Annotated in this window: 20 protein-coding genes; 10 read left to right on the forward strand and 10 right to left on the reverse strand. The window is 55.8% G+C overall.

What is annotated here, in order from left to right:
- Positions 1 to 139 precede the first annotated feature (139 nt).
- Complete coding sequence (gene ptsP, locus CNE01S_RS07725) at positions 140 to 2386, reverse strand: phosphoenolpyruvate--protein phosphotransferase (RefSeq protein ID WP_061274862.1); 2247 nt, start codon at positions 2384 to 2386, stop codon at positions 140 to 142.
- A 12-nt stretch (positions 2387 to 2398) separates the two neighbouring features.
- The gene (rppH, locus tag CNE01S_RS07730) at positions 2399 to 2929 is read right to left on the reverse strand and encodes an RNA pyrophosphohydrolase (protein WP_008458467.1); all 531 of its coding nucleotides are present in this window, start codon (positions 2927 to 2929) and stop codon (positions 2399 to 2401) included.
- Positions 2930 to 3616: 687 nt separating this feature from the next.
- Between rppH and mutH the strand changes: the two genes are divergently transcribed.
- From mutH to CNE01S_RS07745, 3 genes are all read left to right on the forward strand, one after another.
- Positions 3617 to 4303 carry a DNA mismatch repair endonuclease MutH gene (gene mutH / locus CNE01S_RS07735; RefSeq protein WP_061274864.1) on the forward strand — a complete coding sequence of 229 codons (687 nt, stop codon included), beginning with the start codon at positions 3617 to 3619 and terminating at the stop codon, positions 4301 to 4303.
- A gap of 157 nt (positions 4304 to 4460) precedes the next feature.
- Entirely contained in the window at positions 4461 to 4679 is a 219-nt protein-coding gene (locus CNE01S_RS07740; protein WP_061274866.1) for a YgdI/YgdR family lipoprotein, read from the forward strand.
- A 142-nt stretch (positions 4680 to 4821) separates the two neighbouring features.
- Positions 4822 to 5865 (forward strand): NADP(H)-dependent aldo-keto reductase, encoded by a 1044-nt coding sequence (locus tag CNE01S_RS07745; RefSeq protein ID WP_061274868.1) that lies wholly within the window; start codon positions 4822 to 4824, stop codon positions 5863 to 5865.
- A 33-nt stretch (positions 5866 to 5898) separates the two neighbouring features.
- On the opposite strand, the gene lplT is transcribed toward CNE01S_RS07745, so the two are convergent.
- Both lplT and aas read right to left on the reverse strand, forming a co-directional pair.
- Positions 5899 to 7095, reverse strand: a complete 1197-nt coding sequence (lplT, locus tag CNE01S_RS07750) for a lysophospholipid transporter LplT (RefSeq protein WP_061274870.1) — start codon at positions 7093 to 7095, stop codon at positions 5899 to 5901.
- Positions 7088 to 9247 carry a bifunctional acyl-ACP--phospholipid O-acyltransferase/long-chain-fatty-acid--ACP ligase gene (gene aas, locus CNE01S_RS07755; RefSeq protein ID WP_061274872.1) on the reverse strand — a complete coding sequence of 720 codons (2160 nt, stop codon included), beginning with the start codon at positions 9245 to 9247 and terminating at the stop codon, positions 7088 to 7090. Before aas ends, lplT begins: the two co-directional genes overlap by 8 nt.
- A 661-nt stretch (positions 9248 to 9908) precedes the next feature.
- Here aas and galR point away from each other — a divergent pair.
- Entirely contained in the window at positions 9909 to 10919 is a 1011-nt protein-coding gene (gene galR, locus CNE01S_RS07760) for an HTH-type transcriptional regulator GalR (RefSeq protein WP_061274874.1), read from the forward strand.
- Here galR and CNE01S_RS07765 read toward each other — a convergent pair.
- Positions 10916 to 11365 (reverse strand): GNAT family N-acetyltransferase, encoded by a 450-nt coding sequence (locus tag CNE01S_RS07765; RefSeq protein ID WP_061274876.1) that lies wholly within the window; start codon positions 11363 to 11365, stop codon positions 10916 to 10918. The two genes, galR and CNE01S_RS07765, sit on opposite strands and share 4 nt — an antisense overlap.
- 150 nt (positions 11366 to 11515) lie before the next feature.
- On the opposite strand from CNE01S_RS07765, the gene CNE01S_RS07770 reads away from it, so the two are divergent.
- Complete coding sequence (locus CNE01S_RS07770; RefSeq protein ID WP_072279115.1) at positions 11516 to 12547, forward strand: LacI family DNA-binding transcriptional regulator; 1032 nt, start codon at positions 11516 to 11518, stop codon at positions 12545 to 12547.
- Here CNE01S_RS07770 and lysA read toward each other — a convergent pair.
- Complete coding sequence (gene lysA / locus CNE01S_RS07775) at positions 12539 to 13801, reverse strand: diaminopimelate decarboxylase (protein WP_061274880.1); 1263 nt, start codon at positions 13799 to 13801, stop codon at positions 12539 to 12541. The two genes, CNE01S_RS07770 and lysA, sit on opposite strands and share 9 nt — an antisense overlap.
- A gap of 130 nt (positions 13802 to 13931) precedes the next feature.
- On the opposite strand from lysA, the gene CNE01S_RS07780 reads away from it, so the two are divergent.
- The gene (locus CNE01S_RS07780) at positions 13932 to 14855 is read left to right on the forward strand and encodes a LysR family transcriptional regulator (RefSeq protein ID WP_061274882.1); all 924 of its coding nucleotides are present in this window, start codon (positions 13932 to 13934) and stop codon (positions 14853 to 14855) included.
- Position 14856: 1 nt separating this feature from the next.
- On the opposite strand, the gene CNE01S_RS07785 is transcribed toward CNE01S_RS07780, so the two are convergent.
- The 4 genes from CNE01S_RS07785 to CNE01S_RS07800 all read right to left on the reverse strand — a co-directional run bounded on the left by CNE01S_RS07785 (position 14857) and on the right by CNE01S_RS07800 (position 19446).
- Positions 14857 to 16023 (reverse strand): MFS transporter, encoded by a 1167-nt coding sequence (locus tag CNE01S_RS07785; protein WP_061274886.1) that lies wholly within the window; start codon positions 16021 to 16023, stop codon positions 14857 to 14859.
- A 203-nt stretch (positions 16024 to 16226) separates the two neighbouring features.
- Positions 16227 to 16925 carry an aspartate/glutamate racemase gene (locus CNE01S_RS07790; RefSeq protein WP_061274888.1) on the reverse strand — a complete coding sequence of 233 codons (699 nt, stop codon included), beginning with the start codon at positions 16923 to 16925 and terminating at the stop codon, positions 16227 to 16229.
- A gap of 96 nt (positions 16926 to 17021) precedes the next feature.
- A complete protein-coding gene (gene wzz(fepE), locus CNE01S_RS07795) occupies positions 17022 to 18143 on the reverse strand; it encodes an LPS O-antigen length regulator Wzz(fepE) (protein WP_061274890.1) in 1122 nt (373 codons plus the stop codon).
- Between the two features lie 352 nt (positions 18144 to 18495).
- Entirely contained in the window at positions 18496 to 19446 is a 951-nt protein-coding gene (locus CNE01S_RS07800) for a LysR family transcriptional regulator (protein WP_281258540.1), read from the reverse strand.
- Positions 19447 to 19689: 243 nt separating this feature from the next.
- Here CNE01S_RS07800 and CNE01S_RS07805 point away from each other — a divergent pair, with 243 nt between their 5' ends.
- Genes CNE01S_RS07805 through CNE01S_RS07820 form a run of 4 tightly spaced genes read left to right on the forward strand, consistent with a single transcriptional unit; the run spans position 19690 to position 24076 of the window.
- A complete protein-coding gene (locus CNE01S_RS07805) occupies positions 19690 to 21051 on the forward strand; it encodes an MFS transporter (protein WP_061274893.1) in 1362 nt (453 codons plus the stop codon).
- A gap of 26 nt (positions 21052 to 21077) precedes the next feature.
- The gene (gene fae / locus CNE01S_RS07810) at positions 21078 to 21581 is read left to right on the forward strand and encodes a formaldehyde-activating enzyme (protein WP_096753953.1); all 504 of its coding nucleotides are present in this window, start codon (positions 21078 to 21080) and stop codon (positions 21579 to 21581) included.
- A 9-nt stretch (positions 21582 to 21590) separates the two neighbouring features.
- On the forward strand, positions 21591 to 22634 hold the full coding sequence (locus CNE01S_RS07815; RefSeq protein ID WP_061274895.1) for an aldo/keto reductase: 1044 nt from the start codon (positions 21591 to 21593) through the stop codon (positions 22632 to 22634).
- On the forward strand, positions 22631 to 24076 hold the full coding sequence (locus CNE01S_RS07820) for an NAD-dependent succinate-semialdehyde dehydrogenase (RefSeq protein WP_061274897.1): 1446 nt from the start codon (positions 22631 to 22633) through the stop codon (positions 24074 to 24076). Before CNE01S_RS07815 ends, CNE01S_RS07820 begins: the two co-directional genes overlap by 4 nt.
- Positions 24077 to 24146 lie beyond the last annotated feature (70 nt).

Consider the following 24146-nt stretch of genomic DNA (forward strand, 5'->3'; position numbering starts at 1 on the left):
CCACAGGCATCAAAGAAAAAAACGGGGAAAACCCCTCAGGGTTTTCGGCTGATAAACCACAGCAAGGGAAAAACCACGTTTTATCCCTTGCTGTCAGGTGAGGATAATGTCCCGGTGATAACGGGACATTGTGAAAGGATCAACGCCCGCCGCGAATCAGGCCACCCATGCCACGCCGCTCCATAAAGGCCGCAACCTGGTGGCGCACTTCCGTCGCCATTTGAGCCTCAAGGGTACGCTGGGCGAGCACTTCGGCCTCCTCAAGCTGAATATGGCGTAACAGGTATTTAATACGTGCGACGGAACGGCCGTTCATTGAGAGATGACGGTACCCCAGCCCTACCAGAATCGCGACGCACATCGGGTCACCGGCCATTTCACCACACAGGCAAAGATCAATATCATAACGCTCCGCCTCACGCGCAATCAGGTTCAGCGTGCGCAGCATTGCCGGATGCAGGCTATCATAGAGGCTAGCTACGCGCGTATTGTTACGATCCACCGCCAGCAGATACTGAGTCAGGTCGTTTGTGCCAACGGAAATAAAATCAATACGCCCGGCCAGGTGCCCCAGCATAAACACCATCGAAGGTACCTCAACCATCACCCCAAGCCTCAGCTTGGGTAGTTGATAGCCTAACTCTTCTTCAACTTCCCGGCCTGCGCGATCGATAAGTCTGCGCGCATCATCGATCTCGTCAATGCTGGTGATCATCGGCAGCAGGATACTCAAATTCCCCGTGGCCGCATTCGCCCGCAGCATGGCGCGAACCTGGATCAGAAAGATCTCAGGCTGATCCAGCGTAATACGGATACCTCGCCAGCCAAGGCACGGGTTCTCTTCGCTGATTGGCATATATGGAAGCTGTTTATCCGCCCCAACGTCCAGCGTTCGTAGAGTCACGGGCTTGTCGTTAAACATCTGCAACATGCCCTGGTACTGCGCTACCTGCTCTTCTTCTGACGGGAAACCGCTTTGCAACATAAACGGGATTTCGGTGCGATACAGCCCGATGCCGTCGATACGGCTGCCAAGCTGCTCTTCATGCTCAGGGCTGAGTCCGGCATTCAGCATCACCTGCACCCGCTCACCGCTTTTTAGCGCCGCCGGCTGCTCTACATCATCTTCCGCCAGGCGGCTGAGCTCGTTCTCTTCGGTCACCAGCCGCTGGTATTCCTGCAGCAGAACCTGCTCAGGATCCACCAGCAATTCACCGCGATAGCCGTCCACGATCAGCATACGACGATGCAACACCGAAGGCTGAATATCCGCGCCCATAACGGTCGGAATGCCCAGCGCACGTACCATAATGGCGGCATGAGAGTTTGCAGCACCATCGCGAACGACAACGCCCGCCAGACGGTTCTGAGGCAGCTCGGCAAGCGTGGTTGCTGAAAGCTCATCGGCCACCAGCACAAAGCGCTCAGGCCAGGTATTCGGACTTTGAATCGTGTCGTCGAGGTGGAAAAGCAGCCGCTGCCCCAACGCCCTGAGGTCACCCGCTCGCTCTTTCAGGTAGCTGTCTGAGAGGCTGGCAAACTGCTCAGCGAACTTCTCCACCACCGTTTTCACCGCCCATTCTGCTACCAAGCCTTTATCCACTTCTGCAAAAAGCTCACGGCGAAGGCGCGCGTCGGTCAGCAGGTGAGAGTATAAATCGAAGATTGCCGCAGTCTCTTTCTGAGCCCCGGCGGCAAAACGCTTGCTGTAGCGGCGGAACTCCCCGGAAGCCTCTTCGAGCGCGGCGGTCAAACGCTCGCGTTCGAGTGCCGTGTCCAGAGTCGACGCCTCAAATACCTGCTCCATCAGCGGGACGGTGGTGTCCATCCAACCTTCAGCAATGGCCACCCCAGGCGATGCAGGCAGCGCGCGAATGCGCGTCTGACGATATTGCCCAAACAGAGCCGCTAACTGAGACTGCGATAATATCCCAGCCATCTGCGTCGCCAGCGTGACGAGGAAAGACTCTTCGCTCTCATCGTACTGCCGGTGTTCTCGCTGCTGGACAACCAGCACCCCCAGAAGTTGACGGCGCTGGATAATAGGCACGCCGAGGAAAGCGCGAAAACGCTCCTCTTTTACGGCGGGCACATATTTAAAACTGGGGTGTTTTTGCGCGTCGGCAAGGTTAATCGGCTCCGCAAGCCGCCCAACCAGGCCAACAATGCCTTCATCAAAGGCAAGCGTGACGGTGCGACCGCGCGGTTTCTTTAACCCACGCGTCGCCATAAGATAAAAACAGCGGCGCTCATGATCGGCGAGATAAACCGAGCAAACCTCGGTATCCATCGCAAGGCAGATGTCAGTCACCAAAATGTCCAGCGCCTCATTGAGGCGCGGGGCACTAGCGACCTTTTCGACTATTTCTCGCAGACGGGTGAGCATTTTTCGCGTGACTTAACCTCTTTTACGTCGCCATGCCGGCGAGTTATTGCGTGGTGGCGTAACTTCCTGCAGTGGCATCACCACGCTGGCAAATTCTTTCATCACGCGGCGGTAGACATCGCGTTTGAAAGAAACAACCTGACGGACCGGATACCAATAACTGACCCAGCGCCAGCCATCAAATTCCGGCGTGCTGCTGGTTTGCATGTTGATCTCACCGTCGCTGCTCAGCAACTGCAAAAGAAACCATTTTTGTTTTTGGCCGATACAAACCGGCTTTGTGTCCCAACGCACCAAACGTTTAGGTAATTTGTAACGCAACCAGTTTCGGGTCGAGGCAAGAATGCGAACATCTTTTCTCTGTAGGCCGACTTCTTCGAAAAGCTCCCGGTACATTGCCTGTTCAGCGGACTCGCCAGGATTGATGCCCCCCTGAGGAAATTGCCAGGAATGTTGGCCAAAGCGCCGCGCCCACATCACCTGTCCCTGCCGATTACATATTACGATCCCAACGTTGGGGCGGTAGCCATCATCATCGATCACCGGACTACCTCAAAACAAACTTAGATTGCATCGATTGTTTCATACAAGTGTCAGGCGGTAAACCACTCTCTCGGCGGCGTTTGCATGGAATAACATTTGAATAACTCACAAAAGATAGCCGGGTTATGAACAGGGGTCGGTCAAAATCGGCGGTTTTATTCACTTTTTCTGTGGATATAACTGTGAAGAACTACCGAATTACATCGGGACAACTCGGGACAAGTAAAATCAGGAGTAATCCGGGCACACATTAAAGCCTTTATATTTCATAATCATAATACTATAAAAATGACACATGAGCTTCATAATGTGATGATCGTCACATATGAAGATCGCCTGCTGATGAAAGATCGAACAATGTCGTTTTTATCCACAGATTGTGCCAACAAGTTAGTCACAAATCGGTGATAAATTGGTTTATAGCGCCCCGTCAAGGCTGTAAATGGAACCAGTAGTCGCGCTTTTTCCCAGTTATCCCACTTTTCTGTGGATAACATGGTGTAAGATCCTGTTCATTGTCAGTGACCAGATTTGGAAAAGCCTTTTTAATACCGCAGCAACGAAACGGCTGTCTTTAAAAACTCATTATAAATCAGAATATTGTTAATCTTATCCTCAGACGACTAAACTAAGCTTTCGCTGTGAACAAAGTGCGTTCATTTTTTAACCAAAAAACATCAAAGAGTTATGCAACCAATACGTCCGCTCATCACGCCCCCACGCAGTGAAGCCGAGCTTCTCCAGCAGGCACAATGCGTCGCAGGTTATACCCTGGGAGAACTAGCAGCCAGGGCTGGCTTACAGACGCCAAAAGACCTGAAGCGAGATAAAGGCTGGATTGGTGTGCTGCTGGAGCTGTGGCTGGGTGCCAGCGCGGGCAGCAAACCCGAACAAGACTTTGCCGCACTTGGGATCGAACTGAAAACGATCCCGGTGGATAGCCTTGGCCGCCCGCTGGAAACCACTTTCGTCTGTGTAGCGCCGTTAACCGGCAATAGCGGGGTCGTCTGGGAATCCAGTCATGTGCGGCATAAGCTCAAGCGCGTGCTGTGGATCCCGGTAGAAGGTGAAAGGCAGATCCCTCTTGCCGAGCGGCACGTCGGCTCTCCGCTGCTATGGAGTCCTTCAGAAGAGGAAGAGCAGCAGCTGCGTCTGGACTGGGAAGAGTTGATGGATCTGATTGTGCTGGGCCAGGTCGAGCGCATTACCGCCCGTCACGGCGAAGTGCTCCAGCTGAGGCCAAAAGCCGCCAACAGCCGGGCGCTAACGGACGCCATTGGCGCCGATGGCTCGCCGATCCTCACGCTACCGCGCGGCTTCTATTTAAAGAAGAACTTCACCGCAGCCCTGCTCGCACGGCACTTTACGCTTTAAAATAAGCAGAGAGAAGCGAATCCAGGTTTCTGTCAGCAAGTGCCGGAGAATGTTACATTTCCCTCGCCCTATTAAGAATTTGCTGCTTTCCTTCCCCTGTTCATCAGGTTATTACTAGACTTATTAACGAGATCCCTTCCTGACGAGGAACATAACGATGACTAAATGGGCAGTAGCAATCTCCGCCATTGGTTTTGCCTTTGCCGTTTCAGGCTGCAGCAGTGACTATGTAATGGCCACGAAAGATGGACGAATGATTTTGACCGAAGGCAAACCGAAGGTCGATGAAGATACCGGTTTGGTGAGCTATCGTGACCAGCAAGGGAATGAAATGCAGATCAACCGCAACGACGTCTCCCAGATTATTGAGCGCTAATCTCGCAGGGTCAGCCCATCGGCTGGCCTGAGGATTTTTCTTACTTTCCCCTCTTTCGCTTTGCTCCGGCCTCTGCCATGTTTATAGACCTTTTGTCGGGTAACGATGCCTGACGAGTCAAAAGAACAACAGGAAGCCGGCTATGCACTATCACCGTATCCCCCACAGTTCACTTGAAGTCAGCACGCTGGGGCTGGGAACCATGACCTTTGGTGAACAAAACAGCGAGGCCGATGCCCACCAGCAGCTCGATTATGCCGTCAGTCAGGGCGTTAATTTGATTGATGTCGCGGAAATGTACCCGGTGCCGCCGCGCCCGGAAACTCAGGGCTTAACGGAAAGCTATGTCGGTAGCTGGCTTAAAGCTCGCGGCAACCGCGAAAAGCTGGTCATTGCTTCCAAAGTTACTGGCCCAACCCGCAACAACGACGCGGGCATCCGCCCGAACCAGATCCTCGACAGGAAAAACATCCGCGAAGCACTGGATGCCAGCCTGCAACGCCTGCAAACCGAGTATCTCGATCTCTATCAGGTGCACTGGCCGCAGCGCCAGACCAATATGTTTGGCAAACTTGGCTACACCTGGAGCGACACAACTTCACTGCCGGTAACCCTTCTGGAAACGCTCGAAGCGTTGACCGAATGCCAACGTGCCGGAAAAATTCGCTATATCGGCGTCTCGAACGAAACGCCGTGGGGCGTAATGCGCTATCTGCAACTTGCTGAAAAACACGATCTGCCGCGCATTGTGACTATTCAAAACCCCTACAGCCTGTTAAACCGCAGCTTTGAAGTTGGCCTGTCTGAGATTAGCCAGCACGAAGGCGTTGAGCTGCTCGCTTATTCCTGCCTCGCCTTCGGCGTGCTGTCGGGCAAGTATCTTAATGGAGCCAAACCCGAAGGCGCTCGCAACACGCTCTTTAGCCGCTTTACCCGCTATAGCGGTGAACAGTCGCAAAAAGCTGTTGCGGCCTATGTTGAGATAGCTAAACGCCATAATCTCGATCCGGCGCAGATGGCACTGGCCTTCGTTCGCCGTCAGCCGTTTGTCGCCAGCACGTTGCTCGGTGCCACTACGCTGGAACAGCTGAAAACCAACCTTGAAAGCCTACATTTGACGCTGAGCGAAGAGGTGATTGAGGAGATTGAAGCGGTGCATCGGATTTATACTTATCCGGCTCCGTAAGAAAGTCAGGCCCTCCAAAAGAGGGCCTTTTTGCTATTTCTGCTTGATTTGCCACAGCCAAAGCGCGCCAATCGCCAGCGCAAACACTGCCCCAAATCCAATGCCAATTCCCACAATGGACGCTCCGGTTTTCACCGCCAGCGAGAACAGACCCAGCATCAAAAGCATGGCCGTGTTTTCACCCAAGTTTTGCACGGCAATCGCATTACCTGCGCCGACCGTGTGCTTGCCGCGCTCCTGAAGCAGCGCGTTAAGCGGCACCACAAAGAAACCGCCCAACAGGCCAATCAACACCAGCAAAGCGTAAGAAGGCAGCATAGAATGCTGGAGAGCAAAAATCAGCACGCCAACGCCGATTAAAATCCCGGCAGGCATACAGCGGGCGACGGTTTCCAGCGTCACCATCTTCGCGGCAGCCCCGGCACCCACCACAATCCCAACCGCAACCATCGCATTCAGATAGGTTGGCGTGGCGTTATCCGTGATCCCCAAGGCCACCGGCACCCACAGCACCAGCAGGAAGCGCAGCGTCACGCCAGCTCCCCAGAACAGGCTGGTGCCTACCAGCGAAAAGCGCGTTTCTCCGCTGCGCCAAAGGCTGCGGCAGGCGGAAAAGAAGCTGTGCGTCATCGGCTTAAAGCGCCATGACTGCCCGGGCCGCGCGGCGGCAAGTTTAGGGATAAAGACGTTGGCTATCACCGCCCCGCCATAAACCAGCGCACAGACCACCAGCGCCGCCGTCAGGTTCCAGTCCGCCAGCACCCCACCGGCCACTGACCCAAGCAAGATAGCGGCAATGGTAGAGGACTCCATCAGGCCGTTGGCTTTCACCAGCCTGTCCCCGGTAGTTAACTCGCCGAGAATGCCGTATTTCGCCGGCGAATAAGCCGCAGCGCCAATGCCAACAAGCGTGTAACCGACAAAGGGATTCAGCCCGACCGCGATCACCGCTGCACCAATTAGCTTCATGCTGTTCGCCAGCATCATCACTCGTCCTTTGGCGAAGCTATCGGCCACCTGCCCCACAAACGGCGCGAAAAGGATATAAGCGCCAACAAACACCATCTGCAGCACCGGCTGGCTCCAGTCCGGATAAAACTGCTGCTTGAGCACCGCGAGCGTGGCGAACAGCAGCGCGTTATCACCAAAAGCCGATAAAAACTGCGCTGCGGTCACCGCCATCATGCCCCGGGACCACAAAGAACCGTTATTGCCAGCCTGTTCAGCCATTGGCCTTCTCCGCTTCATCAACCTGCGCTTTTAGCGTGACAAAATCTGGTTTTCCACTGCCTAACACCGGCAGCTGTTTGAGGAAGCGAATATCGCGCGGCACCGCCAGCTCGGGCACACCATGCTCACGCGCATAGTGCAGAAGTTTTTCGCGGTTAAGCTCGCTGTCGGTGGTAAACATCACCAAAGCTTCGCCTTTGGCCGCATCGTGCTTAACCACCGTGGCATGCAGCTTGTCAGGCGAAATACCGATCGCCATCTGCTCAACCATCTCAAGCGACACCATCTCCCCGGCGATCTTGGCAAAGCGCTTCGCACGCCCCTGGATCACGCAATAGCCCTGCTCGTCAAAGGTCACGATATCACCGGTGTCGTACCAGCCGGGCTCCATCTCACCCAGGCCATTTTCAGCCTCAGGTTTCTCCAGCACGCCCGGATTTTCCACCCGCAGATAGCCATTCATGATATTTGGCCCTTTAAGCTGCAGCCTTCCGCCTTGCTCAATGCCGGGCACCGCCAGCAGGCGAGCATCCATTGCCGGAAGAATACGGCCCACGGTGCCCGGCTTCGCCGCCATCGGCACGTTGATAGACACCACCGGCGCGCACTCGGTCACGCCGTAGCCTTCCAGAATGCGCAGGCCGAACTTGTCCTGCCACAGCTGCTTCGTGCTTTCCTGTAGTTTTTCTGCCCCGGCGACCACATAGCGCAGGCGGAAGAAATCATACGGATTAGCAAAGCGGGCATAGTTGCCGAGGAACGTCGAAGTACCAAATACCACCGTGCAATTGCGATCGTAAATAAGCTCCGGCACCACGCGATAATGCAGCGGGCTTGGGTAAAGGAAAACTTCCGCCCCGGTCAGCAACGGCGTGAACAGACCCACCGTGAGGCCAAAAGAGTGGAAGAGCGGCAGCGCGGACATAAACCTGTCATCGGCGGTGAAATCCGCGATGGTGCGAATCTGCTCTACGTTGGCCAACAGGCTTTTATGGCTGTGCACCACGCCCTTTGGATTGCCCTCCGAGCCGGAGGTAAACAGCACCATCGCCGCATCTTCCGGCTGCTGTTTCACCTGTGCCAGACGCGGAGCAAGCAGATGGGCAAAGATCCAAACTTTGTCCTTCGTGGTAACCGTAGATTTCAAATCTTCCAGATACACCCAACGCACCTGCGTCAACTGTTCCGGCAGATGCCACAGCTTGCCCTTATCCAGGAACTGGCGAGAGGTGAAGACCGTCTTGATTTTCGCCGCGGTAATCGAGCTGGTCAGCCCTTTTACCCCGGCCGTGTAGTTCATCATCGCCGGAATGCGGCCGCGTGAAGAAGCGCCAAAAATTACCGCCGCGCTGATCGCCGCATTCGGCAGCATCAAACCAATGGTTTCACCCTGTTCGCTGTATTTATCGAGAATTCGGCCGACAAAAAGCGTTTTTGTCAGCAGAGAGCGGTAGGTATCTGGCTTGAAGTTAATGTCTTCAATACAGTTTTTACGCGAACCATAGCGATCCTTCGCCGCCAGCAGCGCCTCGAAAAGCGTCTCGCGCGGGCGCACCGCCATTCTCGCTTCCATCATTATCTGATGCAGCATCTCTCCGGCCATTTTGCGGCGATCGCGAGCCCGTGGCGCTTCCGGCATAGCAATGGAGGTTGGCGGTAAAAGATGCAGGCTAATACGCGGGAAAGCCCGGCGTTTTACCAGGCCTTTCAGGCGACTAAAGAAGGTCAGCTCCGCGCCGTCGATGCGCAAAGGCACAACCGTTGCCTGGGCTTTGGCCGCCACAAACCCGGCGCCATCGTAGATTTTCATCAATGAGCCCGTCACACTGATGCGCCCTTCCGGGAAAATCACCACCGGACGCCCCTGCTCCACCAGGCGAACAAGGTGCTTAATCGACATCGGCTTGGTGGGATCGAGCGGGACAAAATCAATTAGCGGCTTAAGCCAGCGCATATACCACTGCTGGCTGATCGATGAATAGACCGCAAACACCGGGCGCACCGGCAGAAAGAGTGCAACCAGGATCCCGTCCAGAAACGAGACGTGGTTCGGCACAATCAGCACCCGCTGTAAATGAAGAACCTGCGGATCGCCGGAAAGGGTTACCCGGAACAGAATGCGAAATAGCGCGCGGAAAAAAGCAAAAAACATAGCGACTCTCTTTGTCGTCTGTCGGTAAGCATTAAGTGTAGAGTCGCAGAGTACACCAGTTGCGTTAAGTGCGGGAGGGGGCTCAAAAAATGGCAAAAAAAAACCTGCGCATCTGCGCAGGTTGGTGCAAAAGAATTGTACTCAGCAGAGTACCAGGAATTCTCACCAATCAATACCTCTGGGATCTGAATTGTCTCGCGCCACCCGCGGTGAAACCAGCGGCAAAAAGCAAGGGAATGAGCCCAAGTGCAACCAGGTGTTTAAATTCTCGATTCTTGTTACAGGCGGTGGGATTCAGGCAAAAAAAAACCTGCGCATCCGCGCAGGTTGGTGTAATTCATAGGATCAGCAAATAATCGCTGACTTCACCTATCAATACCTCTGGGACCACAAATGTAGCAGCGGAGCCCTCCGTTAAGCTACGCTGAAATCGCAACAGCCGACTGCAAAATGTAAGCAAAGATTTGAGCAGAAACGTTTAAAAATCCGCAACATGCACTAAAAAGAGGCAACCTGCTGAGACAGGTGTAACCGTTACACGCTTTCGCGTTGATTTTGTTCCAGTTTGCGATATATCCAGCAGTTGTTGCCTTGCAGTCATCAGGGATTTCCGTAAAACTAAACGCAGTGTAAACGATTACCCCGAACAGGAAGGCTTTTCATGGCGACAATTAAGGATGTGGCTCGGCTGGCTGGTGTGTCTGTCGCCACGGTTTCACGCGTCATCAACCACTCCCCAAAAGCCAGCGATGCCTCGAAGCAGGCGGTGAATAGCGCTATGGAAGCGCTGAATTATCATCCCAACGCGAATGCGCGAGCGCTCGCCCAACAAGCCACTGAAACCATTGGCCTGATCGTGGGGGACGTTTCCGACCCTTTCTTTGGCGCGATGGTCAAAGCCGTTGAACAAGTGGCCTACCGTACCGGCAACTTCCTGCTGATCGGCAACGGCTACCACAGCGAACAAAAAGAGCGTCAGGCCATCGAACAGCTTATTCGCCACCGCAGCGCGGCGTTGGTCGTTCACGCCAAAAAACTCCCTGATGAGGAGCTCATTTCGCTGATGAAACAAATCCCCGGCATGGTGCTCATCAACCGCATTGTTCCAGGGTTTGAGCAACGCTGCGTCGCGCTGGATGACCGCTACGGTGCCTGGCTTGCTACGCGCCATTTGATTCAGCAGGGGCACACCCGCATTGGTTATATTTGCTCCAACCACCAGATATCGGACGCAGAAGACCGCCTTCAGGGCTACTACGACGCGCTCCGCGAACACAATATTCCGATTAACGAACGCCTGGTGACCTTTGGCGAACCCGATGAAAGCGGCGGCGAGCAGGCCCTGACGGAGCTGCTGGGGCGCGGTAAAAACTTCACCGCAGTGGCCTGCTACAACGATTCAATGGCCGCCGGGGCGATGGGCGTGCTGAACGACAACGGGATTGATGTTCCCGGTGAGATTTCTCTGATTGGCTTTGATGACGTGTTAATTTCACGCTACGTGCGGCCGAAGCTGACCACGGTTCGCTACCCGATTGTGACCATGGCGACTCAGGCAGCAGAACTCGCGCTGGCGCTGGCCGAAAACCTGCCGCTGCCGGAGATTACCCACATGTTCAGCCCAACGCTGGTGCGACGCCACTCGGTCGTTTCTCCTGGCGACAACAGTTAAAGCGTAAGTTGATAAAGATGTACGGGCTGGTCGGGGTAATCCAGCCCATCGCCAATGTAACGCCAGCCAAACCGCTCATAATAGGCCTTACAGGCCGAATAGAGATATAACGACCCAAAACCCAGCCCACGGGCATATTCTGCGACGTGCCGCTGTAAAAGCTCGCCCAGCCCCTTCCCTCGCTGGCTTTCATCAATATACAGCGCCGCTAGCCAGGGCCAGAGATCCTGCCGGCTAATCAGATCGCAGCGCCACAGCCCGACGGTTCCCACCATCTTTTCTCCGTCCAGCGCAATAAATGTCAAGGGCATTTCGCCTTCCCGCTGGCTGGTGGCAACAACAGACGCAAAAAAGCCTCGGCTTTCCTTACTGCCAAACGCCTGCCAAAGCCACTCCGTCACCTGTTCTGCGTACTGAGGGGCCTGGTACAACGGGACAATTTTCACAACGATATACTCCTAAAAAACCACACCAAATTCTGAAAGCGTGATCTGGTACGACAATTTGCACGGCGAAACGGCAAGGCCGCTTGTGAGCGAAACTCCTGTGATAAACTGCTGGAAAATCGCGACAGCGTCCAGATCGGGAAGGAAACAATGGTAACAATGTTAGATGTCTCGTTACGCGCAGGGGTTTCCAAAGCGACGGTATCTCGCGTGTTAAACGGCACCGGACAGGTTAAAGCAAGCACCCGCGAACAGGTGTTTAAGGCCATGGAAGAGCTGGGCTATAAGCCTAATTTTCTGGCACGATCGCTGGCAAACCGCAGCAGCAACAGCATCGGGCTGGTCGTCTCCACCTTTGATGGCTTTTATTTTGGTCGCCTGCTACAGCAGGCTTCACGCCGCACGGAATTCTACGGTAAACAGCTGATCGTCACCGACGGGCATGACACACCGGAAAAAGAGCTGGACGCCGTACAAATGCTGGCGGACCGGCACTGTGACGCTATCGTTCTCTACACGCGTTTTATGAGCGAGCGGGCGCTGATGTCGCTGATGGATGCCATTCAGGTGCCGCTGGTGGTCATTAACCGGGACGTCACCCAGGCCCGTGAACGCTGCGTCTTCTTCGAACAGCAGGATGCCGCCTTTCAGGCCACCGAATATCTGATTCAGCAGGGGCACAGAGAGATAGCCTGCATTACCGTGCCTATCTCCACGCCAACCGGCAAGGCGCGCCTGATGGGCTACCGCAAAGCGCTGCAAAAACATGGGATTGTGTGGGATGAAAACCGGGTAAAGTACGGGGATTCGACCATGACAGAAGGGCACCATTTGTGCCAGGAATTGCTGGCCAGCGGCGTGACCTTCAGCGCTCTTTTCTCCTGCAACGACGATATGGCGCTAGGCGCCTCCAAAGCGCTGCACCAGGCCGGGATTCGCATTCCGCAGGATATCTCGCTGTTTGGTTTTGATGACGCACCAAGCGCACAGTGGCTCGAGCCGGCGCTGTCATCCGTCTATCTGCCCATCGACAACATGATCATCACCGCTATCGATCAGGCCATCAAGCTGGCGAGCGGCGAGCCGTTAGCACCGATCCCGCCATTTGTGGGGACGCTGGTACTGAGAGATTCCGTTGCACCCGGCCCCTTTTTCGAGGCCGGACGGAAAGTCTCAAAGTAGCTCAAGCGCCAGCAGTTCCTGAATCGTCTGGCGGCGGCGAATCAGGCGCGCGCTGCCGTTATCAAACAGCACTTCCGGCAACAGCGGGCGGCTATTGTAGTTGGACGACATAGAAGCCCCGTATGCGCCGGTATCGTGCAGCACCAGGTAATCACCTGGTTTAACCGGCGGCAGCAGGCGGGTTTCTACCTTGCCGCCTTCCTGCTGGGTAAACACATCCCCGGACTCGCACAGCGGCCCCGCCACAACGGTTTCTTTTGGTTGCAGCGCAGACAGATCTCGCCCGTCGCCCGCCAGCGCAGAAATATGGTGATAACTGCCGTACATAGACGGACGCATAAGATCGTTAAAACCGGCATCGATCAGCACAAAGTGGCGGGATCCCATATCTTTCACCGCGCGCACCTGTGAAACCAGCACCCCGGCTTCAGCCACCAGAAAACGCCCCGGCTCGATCTCCAGCTTCACCGGGTGCCCCAGATGAGCGGCAATTTTTTCGCGCGCGGTATTCCACAGGCCGTAGTAGTGGTCGGTATTGATCGTTTCCTCCCCCTCGCGGTAAGGAATGGACAGCCCGCCCCCGGCCGAAATCGCCTCAAGATCCTGGCCGAAGTCGATAACCTGCTGCACCATTGCACCGCAAACCTGCTCAAGATGGCCATAATCCACGCCGGAACCAATGTGCATATGAATACCGACCAGGTGGATGCCGTAGCGCTGCATTGCTTCCAGCGCTTTCGGCATATCGCTTAGCCAGATACCGTGTTTACTGTTCTCACCGCCGGTGTTGGTTTTCTGGCTATGCCCGTGACCAAAGCCCGGGTTGATACGCAGCCAGACGCGGTGTCCCGGAGAAACTTCACCGAGCTGATGCAGCATATCCACAGATCCGATATTGACCGGGATTTTCTGCTCAGCCACCAGCGCCAGCGTGGCGTTATCAATCACGTCGGCGGTAAATACGATATCGTCCGGATTTTCCAGCGGCTTATAGCCCGCCGCCAGCGCACGCTCGATTTCACCCTGCGACACCGAATCCACCTTCACACCCTGCTCACGCATTAGTTTCAGGATATGAATATTCGAACATGCCTTTTGGGCGAAGCGAATCACATCGAACTGGCGCAGTTGGGCAATCTGCTGCCGGATGATTTCAGCGTCATAAACCCATACCGGGCAGCCGAATTCGGCGGGCAGGGTCAGCAGATTTTGCGCATTCAGCGCGGTGGTGGTGTCGTGCAGCGAGCGAGGCATGGTGAACTCCGGATAACTGTCATTTGCCTCTATTACGCCATAGAGCGTGAGTGATAAAAAATATCGTTTTCTAGCGAGTCTATTCAAATGTGATATGGTTTAAAGCATGCCCCCTCAGCGGAACAACACCATGCCAGCCATCAATCTGCGCCACATCGAAATCTTCCACGCCGTGATGACCGCCGGCAACCTCACCGAAGCCGCTGGCCTGCTGCACACCTCCCAGCCCACGGTCAGCCGGGAGCTGGCGCGCTTTGAAAAGCTCATCGGCCTGCAGCTGTTCGAGCGCAGCCGGGGCCGTCTTTACCCCACCGTGCAGGGGCTGCGGCTGTTTGAAGAGGTTCAGCGCTCCTGGTACGGGCTGGATCGTATTCTTAATGCCGCCGAAAGCCTGCGCGAATTCCGTCAGGGCGAGCTGTCCATCGCCTGTCTGCCGGTGTTTTCTCAGTCCTTTTTGCCACGTCTGATGCAGCCGTTTCTGGCACGCTACCCGGATCTCAGCCTGAACATCGTGCCGCAGGAATCCCCGCTGCTGGAAGAGTGGCTGTCAGCCCAGCGCCACGATCTCGGGCTGACGGAAAACATCACCACGCCTGCCGGAACGGAACGCCAGACCTTACTCACTCTGAATGAAGTTTGCGTGCTGCCCGCCGGGCACAAACTCGCCGCAAAAGCAGAGCTCACGCCGCAGGATTTTGCCGGGGAGAATTACATCAGCCTGTCGCGGACCGACAGCTACCGCCAGCTACTGGACTCGCTGTTTCAGGAACATGACGTAAAGCGAAGAATGGTGGTGGAAACGCACAGCGCCGCGTCCGTCTGCGCGATGGTTCAGGCGGGGGCTGGCGTGTCTATCGTCAACCCGTTAACCGCGCTGGATTACCACGAACGCGGCGTGGTGGTACGTCCGTTCAGCGTGGCGGTGCCTTTTACCGTCAGCCTGATTCGGCCCCTGCACCGCCCGGCATCAGCGCTGGTCAGCGCGTTCAGCGACCACTTACAGCACAACATGCATCTGTATAGCGACCCGCTCAACGCGCTGCTCAACCGCTAGCTTATTGCTCTGTTACCGGCTGCTGGTGGCCGGAACCATTGCTGAAGTTAATCAGGCAAATAATTAGCCCGACAACCGCTAATCCGGCGGCGGCCACCGGCACCGCAGTCAGGCCGTAACCACGTTCAATGACCGTACCGCCGACCCAGGCACCGAGTGCATTGCCCACGTTAAAGGCCGCAATATTCAGCGTGGACACCAGATTAGGCGCCTCTTTGCCGTGCAGCACCACGTTGATTTGCAGCGCAGGTACGGTGGCAAACGCTGCCATCGCCCACAGGAACAGCGTGATTTCTGCGAGCCATGCGCCGTGGCTGGTCCAGCGGAAAAGCAGCGAGAAGATGGCAATCAGGCTAAAGCTAAGGATCAGGCTGAAAGATACCCGCCAGTCCGCCAGGCGCCCGCCCAGAATGTTCCCCACCGTCAGCCCCGCGCCAATCAGGAACAGCGTCCAGCTCACGCCCCTCGGCGTAATGCCGGTGACCTGCAGCAGCATCGGCGCCACATAGCTGAACAGCGCGAACATCGCCGCCGAGAAGAACACCGTCATACTGAGGGACAACCAAAGCTTGCCGTGTGCCAGCGCTTTGATTTCGCTTTTTAAGTCGGTGGCCTCTTCATCCTTCTGCGACGGCAGGCTAACCACCAGCGCCAGGAACGCAATCACCCCAATAACGGCGACGCCCCAGAAAGTGGCTCGCCAGCCGTAAAGCTGCCCGAACCAGGTGCCAATCGGCACGCCCAGCACGTTCGCCAGCGTTAAGCCGGTGAACATTAACGCCACCGCCGAGGCCTTGCGTCCGGCCGGGACAAGACTTGCCGCCACAACGGCACCAATCCCGAAGAACGCCCCGTGGCACAGTGCCGTAATAACGCGCGCCAACATCAGGAAATTGTAGCTAAGCGCCAGGGCACAGAGCAGGTTGCCGACGATGAAAATCACCATCAGCAAAATTAACGACAGTTTGCGCGGCAAACGAGCGGTGAGCAAAGCCATGATGGGTGCTCCGATGGCGACCCCAAGCGCATAGCCGCTGATAAGCCAGCCGGCAACGGGAATGGAGACCTGAAGATCCCCCGCCACCTCGGGCAACAGCCCCATAATAACGAACTCAGTCGTGCCGATGGCAAACGCGCTCATCGCCAGCGCCAGTAATGAAACAGGCATTGTATAACTCCGGTTGCAGACATGATGAAAAGCCATTGCTGGGCGCAATCGCCTGTAGTGTGAGGATTTCAGAGGAGTAGCTTTTTGGAATAATGTGCGCTACATAACAAATTTATAACACATTAGCGGCCGGGCATGACCCGGCCCGTCGTGGGGGCAAAACAGCAATTTCACTTATTCAATTGATATAAAAAGAAAAAACCCTACTCTTCACCGCACATAAAGCGAACTGCATCGTCGGCATGGATCGCAGCGGTGTCAAACACCGGCAGCGAGCAATCCTGCTGGCTGAGCAGCAAGCCAATTTCGGTACAGCCGAAAATAACCCCTTCCGCTCCCTGTGCCTGCAACGCCTGAATCACCTGCTGGTAATAGTGCTTCGACTCAGGGTTAATCACCCCGAGGCACAGCTCATCGAAGATTATCTGGTTGATACGCTGGCGCTGTGACGAGTCAGGAATAATCGAGCGGATACCGAACTGCGTCTGCAGGCGGCCACGATAAAAGTCCTGCTCCATGGTGTAGCGCGTTCCCAATAGTGCCACCTGACTTACCCCATGAGCCGCAATCACTCGCCCGGTCGCGTCGGCAATATGCAGAAACGGCAGCGGGCATCGGGACTCGATGTGCTCTGCGACTTTATGCATGGTGTTCGTACACAGCACAATGCCCTCGGCCCCGGCCTTTTGCAGCCCTAAAGCCGCCTCGGCCAGCATCTCACCGGCTTTATCCCACTCGCCGGCAGACTGGCAGACCTCAATCTCGTGAAAATCGACGCTGTGCAGCACAATTTTGGCCGAGTGAAGCCCACCCAGACGCTGTTTGATCCCTTCGTTGATTAACCGGTAGTAGGGAATCGTAGATTCCCAGCTCATACCGCCCAGCAGCCCAATCGTTTTCATTCTTATCCCCTGTTTGCTGTTTCCCTCCGGTTATAACCCGTATCCAGAGAATAAAAAAGCCTCCATCAGGAGGCTCAGGGCGACGACATATCGGGTTTAAACAACGTCCAGCCTGGCCTTTCTGCTGGCGACGAGGTTGCGCAGCAGGACAAAACCGCATGCTCCCATCAGGCCAATCAGAGTAGCCAGAATAACCACGATGGATTTTCCCGGCCCTTCTTTTTTAATCGGTAAAGAAGGGTTCATCTGATAGCGGAACGGCTGGAAGTTTACGTCGTTAACTTTGACCTGCGCCAGCTTAGTCAAATAGTACTCACGGTTTTGAACGCTGGCATTTAATTCCGCCACATCTTTAAGCGACGACTCGATTTTCAATTTTTCGGCCAGGCCATCAGCGCCTAACGCAACCGAGTAGTCAGGATCGTCCTTAACCGCCTGCCCGTTACTGTATACCGGCTTTTTAATGCCAGCCGCGTTGGCAACTTCCAGCGAATAACCCAGCCGCTGGATATTCACTTTATGCTGATTCTCAAGTTTTACCTTATCCAGCTGCAGCTTGTCTTTCTCCACTGCACTTTTCAATTCAACGGCATAGCGTAAGTTTTGCACCGTATCTTGATTGACACGCTGAGTAATAAAATCAATGTAGCCGCTTAGTACCTCCCGGGATTCTTCTGCATTCGGCCCGGTGAAGCTTAAAGTCCATGAAGAATAGGATGTCGCATTGCTGATCTTAGGATCCGCATTATTCACCGCTTTAAATTTTGCAGCCGTCTCCTGAATGGCACGATGCAATATGGCTTTATTACCCGCATTTTTTGCATCAACGAGCTGTTTAACATAGTCAGAGTTAGTCAAATACTCTTCACGCAATGCCTGGGAATCAAAATCCTTCAGGAAATTTTGATAAGTATGCTCAGCATCAATATTGGTAGGCACGTCCAGAACGGTCAGTTGGACCGTAGCACGGCGAAGTTCAATCAGTTGAGACGATTCCGGTAGGGTAACAACGGCCTGGCTCGACCATTTTTGAGGCAACAGGAAACTAAACATCACCCCAAAAAACGCGGCAGCAACCGTGATGAAAGCAACCGTTTTTTTTGCTGCGTAAAGCGTCCCCAGTAGTTCGAGCAGATCAATTTCCTGTTTTTTTTCAGTCACTAAAGGAAAAGCACGAATATCTTCCAGTGGAGCACTTTTTAATTCAATTGCGGACATGTTAACCAACTCATAATAGGTGCCAGATGAAATTATTCCGCTAGGGAATTAATAGATTGAACACAGAGCAAAATAACAACAATTTAATTACTGGTATTTAACGCCAGGCGTTCATAGCACCGCGCGTAGTTTTATAAAAAGGAGGATTTTTAGGCATTATCACCAAGAATAATCCGAAAAACAACCAACCAATATTGAGATTTGTTTTTTTTCGCAAAAATAGAAATGAGATCCAGCGCACCCTTTCTTGTGGATGAGTACGGCATTACGGGGGGTTGTGGCGATGTGCACTTACGCAACGTTGAAAAACATCAGCAAATGATAATTAAATGTTAGCTGTTAGATTGATGAATTAGTGAGAAAGGGCGATGGGCTCCTCGGAAGGAGGAAAAATGTTTACCTGAGGAATAACCAACTCCTCCTCACCCCAAAACCGGGCGATCTCAGCCTGAACCCAGTCACAAAAATAGCCGACCCTCGGCAGTTCCCGCTTGCCCTGTGGGATCTCCAGCCAGTAGCCGTTCCCACTTTCAAGCTCCAGCTCCGCAAGCGGTAACAATAACCCTCCACGCAGCTCATTGCGGATCATCATCCGATCGAGCACCGCATAGCCCGCGCCGGTCACACAGGCGTTGATCACCTGATCCTCGGTGCTGAACTCCAGCCCGCCGGAAAGCAGACTGTCGTTTTCTCCCGTAGCCGCAAGCCAGCGCGACCAGTTATCCAGCCGGATATCGCCGTTAAGAATATGCAGCTGCGGCTGCGAGGCCAGCGGCGGGAAAACCCCGTCAATCATCAGCAGCGGGCTGGCCACCAGCAGCAGTTTTTCATGGCACAGCCACTGCCCCCGCCCTTCGCTTTCCTGGAAGGTGCCAAAGCGGATGGCGCAGTCAAAATCGCTGTATTTCTGCCGGGTTTCGCTGATAAGGGCAATTTGTAGCTGGCCGTTGCGCTGGCGAAGCGCCACCAGTCGTGGTGCCAGCCAGCGGGTGGCAAAGGTCGGCGCCACCTGCAGGCGCAGGTGCTGTAAAGGGTTGCGCAGCTGAACGTGGCATACCCCTTCTTCCAGTATATCCAGCGACTGGCGCACCACGGGCAACAGCAGCATCGCGTCCTGGGTCAGCTCCAGTCCGCTGTGGGTACGCACAAACAGCAGTTTGCCTAGAAACGCTTCAAGCTGCTTGATTTGCCGGCTGGCCGCGCTCTGGGTAATGCACAGCGCCTGGGCTGCCTTACTAAAGCTAAGCGTCCGGCAGGTCTCTTCAAAGACCCTTAACATACTGAGTGACGGGAGTTTTCTCATTATTGTCGTTATCCACGGGCAAGCGCCTGTCATGTTAATAATATGTTATTAACCTGCCCTGGAACGCCATCCCCTCGCGCACCTATTTCTGCAAAACAGGAGGAGGATCACATGCGTTTTTTGCCTGGGGGTATGACTAAAACGCACTCGCCTGTCAGCGCACTTTGCTGCCACATTGTTAACGCACCTGAAACATAAAAAATACAAATACCCTACAAAAATCCCCTCACAGGAGGAGGCGTTATGTCCCACCTGACACAACAGTACACCCGGATGGATGACGTGCCGTTAAACCGTTTCCATATCAAAATCGCCGGCCTGACCTTCGGGGCACACTTTACCGACGGCTACGTGCTCGGCGTCATCGGCTTCGCGCTGGCCCAAATCAAACCGCAAATGGGGCTGACCCCCTTTTGGGAAGGAATGCTCGGTAGCTCGGCGCTGATCGGCCTGTTTCTCGGCAGCCTGGTGCTCGGCTGGATTTCCGATTACGTTGGCCGCCAGAAGATCTTCTGCTTCAGCTTCGTCGTTATCACGCTCGCCTCGGCGCTGCAGTTCTTCGCGACCACGCCAGAACAGTTGTTCTTCTTGCGGGTAATGGTCGGCATCGGCCTCGGCGGCGATTTCTCCGTCGGCCACACCATGCTGGCGGAGTTCTCTCCGCGTAAACATCGCGGCGTGCTGCTCGGCTCATTCAGCGTGATCTGGACCTTTGGCTACGTGGCCGCGGGCTTCGCCGGGCACTTCCTAACGGCACTTGGCCCGGATGCCTGGCGCTGGCTGCTTTCTTCTTCTGCCCTGCCCGCGCTGATTATTCTGCTGATGCGCATCGGCACGCCGGAATCTCCGCGCTGGCTGATGGGCAAAGGACGGCGAGAACAGGCGATGGCTATCGTCCATAAATACTTCGGCCCTAACGTGCTGCTGGTAGACGAAGCCCCGGTCGCCTCAAAGCAGCGCTTTATGTCACTGTTCGGGCCGAAATACCGCCGCCGCACCGCCTTCAACAGTCTGTTTTTTGTCTGCCTGGTGATCCCTTACTTCGCCATCTACACCTTCCTGCCGTCGATTCTGCAGGTGATGGGGCTGAACAATAACTTCACCACCGACCTGCTGCTGAACGCCCTGCTGATCGTCGGCGCGCTGCTCGGGATCCTGCTCACCGTGGTCTGCTCACGCCGTGGCTTCCTGATCGGTTCCTTTGTCTTCCTCGCCGCCTGCCTGGTGATGCTCAGCATTATTCCGGTCAGCCAGTCCGGCTGGTTAATTCTGTTCTTTGCCGCCTTCACGCTGGTGATGTCGGCGGTCAGTAATCTGGTGGGCGTCTTCCCGGCCGAAAGCTTCCCGACGGAAGTGCGGTCGATGGGCGTCGGCTTTGCCACCTCCATGAGCCGCCTGGGCTCTGCCATCGGCACCGGCTTACTGCCGTTGGCCATTCTGAATTACGGCATGCAGGCCACCACCGGCATGCTGGCGCTGGTGCTCGTCATCGGTGCCATTGTCTCTCTCGCCTGGGCGCCTGAAACCAAAGGGCTAACCCTGGTTGATGCCGCTCACGACCCGGCCCAGCGCCACGGCAATGCCGCCGCTGAACCGGCTAAATAACGCTCACGCTTAACAGGAGAAGTCTCGTGGAAATGTATATCGGAGAAGGGTTTGAAGGTAACGGCGTTAACGCCTCGCACATCAACATCATGATTGGCCCGCGCAGCGGCGTCGTCGGCCAGGCGTTTTCCAGCAGCCTCGCTTCACCAAGCCAGGGCCACTGCCCGTTTATGGTGGTGATCAAACCTAACGTTCCGGCCAAACCGATGACGCTATACGTCAACAAAGCGGAAATCAGCGGCGAGCTGCACGGCAATGCGACCTGGGGCGCGTCCCAGGCCGCCATCGCCAAAGCGGTAACCGAAGCGCTGCTGGACGGCACGCTGCCGGCGGAAGCGGAAGACGAATGGTGCATCGTCACCGCTAACTGGGTGAACCCCGGCTGTAACGACATCGACGAGGTTTACCACAACAACTACCGCGCCTGCCGTCAGGCCATTCGCGCAGCGATGGGCAAATTGCCGCAGCGCAGCCAGATTGCTGACGCCCTGCCGCAGCTCGGCAATCCTTTCTACACCCCAAAAGCCTGAGGAGGCGAAATGGAATACGTCAACCTGGGCCACAGCGGCCTGAAAGTCTCTCGCCTGTGCCTCGGCACCATGAACATGGGCAGCAAACAGTGGAAGCCGTGGATTTTTGACGAATCACAAAGCGAGCCGCTGATCCGCCACGCGCTGGAGTCCGGCATTAACTTTATCGACCTCGCCGACTTTTACTCCAGCGGCGCCGGGGAAGAAGTGGTCGGCAACGTGTTAAAACGCATTGCCCGCCGCGACGACCTGGTTCTCACCACCAAAGTGGGTTACCCGATCGGCACAGGCTTTAACAACCAGGGCCATTCGCGCAAGCACATTATGGAAAGCATCGACGGCAGCCTGAAGCGCCTCGGCACCGACTACGTCGATATCTACATGCTGCACTACTTCGACGTGAATACACCTGTCGAAGAGACCTGGGCGGCGATGAACGACATCGTGCGCAGCGGTAAAGCGCGCTACGTCGGCGTTTCCACCATGTACACCTGGCAACTGGCGAAAATCCTTTGGTGCTGTGAGCGCAACGGCTACGCGAAACCTATCAACATGCAGCTGCAGCTGAACTGCGCCTACCGCGAAGAAGAGCGGGAAATGATCCCCTTCTGCCGCGACCAGGGGCTTGGCGTGTCGGTGTTCAGCCCGCTCGCCCGCGGCCTGCTGAGCTGCGACTTTACCTCCGTGCGCAATCAGACCGACTTCTTCACCCAGGAAATGTATGCGGATGCCACCTCCCGCAACGTCGCCCAGTCGGTCAGCCATGTCGCTCAGCTACGCGGCCTGCCTCCGGCGCAAATTGCTCAGGCGTGGGTACTGAACCATCCAGGCGTGGACTGCATGCTGGTTGGCGCAGATTCCGTGCAGCAAATTGACAGCGCCATTGCCGCTCTCGGCACCTCGCTCGCTGAAGACGAGCGCTACGAGCTGGAGCGCAACTACACGCCGTGCGACGTCATCAACGACTACACCGCAGGCAAACGCATCGCGCGAGAAGGCCGTGCCGCACGCGGCTTGTTTATTGATAACGTAACGACAAGGAATATCGCATGAGCAACTTTGACGCCCTGGTTCGCACCGGTTGGTATTGCAACGGTGAATGGCGAGATACCGCCGAGCGCTACGCCGTTTTGAACCCGGCCACCGATGACGTTGTTGCCCAAGTGGCAAACGCCGGAGCAAAAGAAACCGAGGCGGCGATTGCCGCCGCCCATGCCGCCCTGCCCGCCTGGCGCGCATTAACGGCCAAAGCCCGCTCGCAAATCCTCCAGCGCTGGTTCGCGCTGATCATGGAGCATCAGGCCGAGCTGGCGGAGCTGATGGTGACCGAACAGGGCAAAGTGCTGGCGGAAGCCAAAGGCGAAGTGGCCTATGCCGCAAGCTTTATCGAATGGTTTGCCGAAGAAGCCAAACGTGCCAACGGCAAAACCATTCCGTCGCCGAAGACCGGAAACCAAATCCTCACCTTTAAAGAGCCGGTTGGCGTCGTGGCGGCGATCACCCCGTGGAACTTCCCGTTAGCGATGCTGACCCGCAAACTCGGCCCTGCGCTGGCGGCAGGCTGTACCGCCGTGATTAAACCGGCAAACGAAACGCCGCTCTCTGCCTTCGCGCTTATCGTACTGGCTGAACAGGCTGGCGTCCCGGCGGGCGTAATCAATGCCGTGACCGGCAACACGGTGGCGATCGGCAGCACCCTGATGGCAAGCCCGACGGTACGTAAAATCTCCTTCACCGGCTCCACGCCAACCGGCAAGCTGCTGATGCGTCAGGCGGCGGATACCGTGAAAAAACTGTCGCTGGAGCTGGGCGGCAACGCCCCGTTTATCGTCTTTGACGATGCGGACATTGATGCTGCCGTGGAAGGCGCGATGGCGGCTAAGTTCCGAAATAGCGGGCAAACCTGCGTGTGCGTTAACCGTTTCTACATCCAGGCAGGCGTGTATGAGCAGTTTGTTGAGAAACTTGCCGCCGCCGCACGGGCGCTGAAAGTTGCCCCAGGCCTGACGCCGGGCGCCCAGCAGGGGCCGCTGATTCACCAGAAAGCGGTTGAGAAAGTGGAAGCTCACGTGAAGGATGCCCTTGAGCATGGCGCACGCCTGCTGTGCGGCGGCGAGCGTCACGCTCTCGGCGCATCGTTCTACCAGCCTACCGTGCTGGCCGACGCCACCGAAGCCATGCTGCTGGCCCGCGAGGAAACCTTCGGCCCGCTGGCGGCCTGCTTCCGCTTCAGCGGTGAGCTGGAGGCGATTGAGCGCGCTAACGCCACGCCGTTTGGCCTGGCGGCCTATCTCTACACCCGCGATCTGGCTCGCGCCTTCCGCGTCACCCAGCAGTTGGAAAGCGGCATGGTTGGTGTTAACGAAGGCATAATTTCTACGGAAGTGGCGCCTTTCGGCGGCGTGAAGGAGTCGGGTCTCGGCCGCGAGGGCTCTGACTGCGGGCTGGAAGAGTATCTGGAGACTAAGTACGTGAATCTGGGGGGGTTGCTGTAGCAGCGAATACGGTTTGGATCGGTTATGGTCTGTGTTGGATCGGCTAAGGTCTGTGTTGGATCGGCTAAGG

The organism is Cedecea neteri NBRC 105707 = ATCC 33855 (assembly GCF_001571265.1).
Classification (GTDB): domain Bacteria; phylum Pseudomonadota; class Gammaproteobacteria; order Enterobacterales; family Enterobacteriaceae; genus Cedecea; species Cedecea neteri.